A 2,572-nucleotide genomic window follows, 5' to 3' on the forward strand; every position below is an offset into this window, starting at 1 on the left:
TATTTTAAATTACAATATAGGAGTTAAAAAAAGAGCTTATTTGATAATATTAGAAGTTTAGGCAGTCGCCAATCCAAAAGCAATTCAAGACCAGTCATATATGCTTCTACTATAACCAAATTGAATAGAAAATTCAAAAATAGGGAAAAAGCAACCTCATATTTAGCTTCTAATATGCACAATTTTTATATTTCCTCATCCAAATTCAACAAAGGTCTTCAAATCAAGAACCTTTTTAGGAAAGTTCATATTGATGTTCCTAAGGAAGGTTTTGTTTACTTTTTGGATGAATTCAAGAATTTGAATTTTGAAGGAAAGATCATGAGTGGTGTTACAATTGACTATTCTAAAGTCTTAGACGGTTCCATTTATGAATATAATGAAATTTATTTCCATCCTAAGGGCGGTCGTGGTTTTGCACGTGACTTAAGTTCAGATTTCAATAAGAATCAATTGGATATGCTTGATGGTATAGAACTTCTCATTTATGAAATTTCTAAAAAATTAAGAGATTCAAATCATAGTGAAAGGGCCAAATATGCTCGCTATTTCGAGGATATGATTGATCAAAAAGCTGAACACTTTGAAGAGGCTTTGCAAAGAATTCTCTTTTGGAATCAACTCTTATGGCAAACAGGCCATACTGCAAATGGTCTTGGCAGATTGGATAAGATTCTTGAAGATTATTATTTTGATGATTTGAATAATGGATTCATCACTCAAGAGGAAGTATATGAACTGATTAAATCATTCTTGAAAACTTTACATTCCTATAATTGGTATAAAAGTGATAAGTTCCTTGGAGATACTGGTCAGGTAATTGTGCTTGGAGGAAAATACTATGACGAATATGGGGAATATTACTTCTATAATGATTTGACCTATATGTTTATCCGTGCACTTAGTGAACTTCAATTAACAGATCCAAAGATTGTGCTTAGAGTAAGCAATGAAACTCCAAGCGATTTGATTAACCTTTCATTAGAGGCTATCAATACTGGAATCGGCAGCCCATTATTTTCAAATGATGAAATTATCATAGATAAGCTGATAGGATTTGGTTACGATAAGTCAGATGCAATAAATTATATTATTTCCGATTCTTGGGAACCTACTACAGTATCTAATGGTTTGGAACAGAATAATTTAGGTTCATTTTCATTTTTAAAACCGTTAAATGAGTTTTTTGATGGTGAAACAAAAGAATTTTTAGCCAATATACTCACTTTTGATGAGCTGATGAATTCATATAAGTATTACCTTAAAAAGGATGCTGAATCATTGATTCAAACATTGGATAATATGGAATGGGAAGAAGATCCATTGCTTTCCTTATTCATTGATGATTGCAATGATAACGGATTGGATATTTCAAAACTTGGCGCTAAGTATAATCATTATGGAATAACTACCGTTGGGCTTGCAAATGCGGTAAATAGTTTATACAATATTAAAAGTCTTGTTTTTGACGATAGATTATACTCATTGAATGATTTGAATGACATGAGGAAAAGGAACTTCAAGAAAGATAAGCATCAGGATGCTTTCAAATTATTGAAATCTGTCTATCCTCGTTTTGGTGTGGATAATGAAGACATATTGGCCCTTACAAATGAGATTATCCAATTCTTGGAAGATTGCTTCAAGGATTACACCAATAAATTCGGTGGAAAAATCAAATTCGGTTTAAGCTCTTCTGAGTATATCAATGCAGGGTCTGAAGTCTCTACATCCTTTGATGGAAGACTTGAAGGAAAACCTCTCTCTGCAGATATTTCATTGGATTCAGATAAGGATTTTGCAGAAATAGTGTCTTTTGCATCAAAGCTTGATTGTGGTGGATGCAAATTCAATGGTAATTCAGTGGATTTAATCTTCACTCCAGACTTTATTAAAAATCATATGAGTGAATTTACAGACTTCATTTATTCCAGCATAAACTTGGGATTTTTCCAAATGCAAATGAATGTATTAAGCAGCAAAACCTTAATTGAAGCAAAAGAAGACCCTCTCTTACATCCTAAATTAATTGTAAGGGTTTGTGGTTTTAGTGCATACTTCAATGATTTATCAGAAGAGTATAAGGATTTGCTTATAGAAAGAGCTTTAAAGAATGAAGGTAAAATCGACAGTTAATTTTTTTACACATTCTTTATTTTTTATTTTTCAAACCTATTTTTTCTAATTTTTAATTAAAATATAAATAACAATTAAACTAATATTAAAATAGAAATTATTTTTAAAGTGATTAAATGAGCTATGTTGAAGAATCTACCGTAATTGATGAGACCATCTATGATTTGATTAATCAGGCATTTGACAATGAAAGGAAGTACAAGGATGCCAAATACAGAAATTCTATTTTTACAGAATGCAATGAATACTTTGTCAAGACAGATGACGGATCATACAGCATAAGGTCAAAGGAAATAAACCATAAGGTAGAGACATTGCACACTTCAACAGGTGCAATAAGCGAATCATTTGAAAAGTTCATAAAGCCACTCAAGCTCAATTATGATGAGGACATAGCCATTCTAGACATCTGTGCAGGACTTGGATACAATTCATC

Annotated in this window: 1 protein-coding gene and 1 pseudogene; both read left to right on the plus strand. The window is 31.6% G+C overall.

What is annotated here, in order from left to right:
* Nucleotides 1-174 precede the first annotated feature (174 nt).
* Nucleotides 175-2,136 (plus strand): pyruvate formate lyase family protein, encoded by a 1,962-nt coding sequence (locus ACKI67_RS01075; RefSeq protein ID WP_407461542.1) that lies wholly within the window; start codon nt 175-177, stop codon nt 2,134-2,136.
* A gap of 116 nt (nt 2,137-2,252) precedes the next feature.
* Nucleotides 2,253-2,572, plus strand: a pseudogene (locus ACKI67_RS01080) (SAM-dependent methyltransferase); the annotation flags it as partial.

The organism is Methanobrevibacter sp., from assembly GCF_045577275.1.
Lineage (GTDB): Archaea > Methanobacteriota > Methanobacteria > Methanobacteriales > Methanobacteriaceae > Methanobrevibacter.

Bases quoted from the DNA above. Each gene is read 5' to 3' on its own strand.
- ACKI67_RS01075 (WP_407461542.1), top strand. From the start codon at position 175: ATGCACAATTTTTATATTTCCTCATCCAAATTCAACAAAGGTCTTCAA.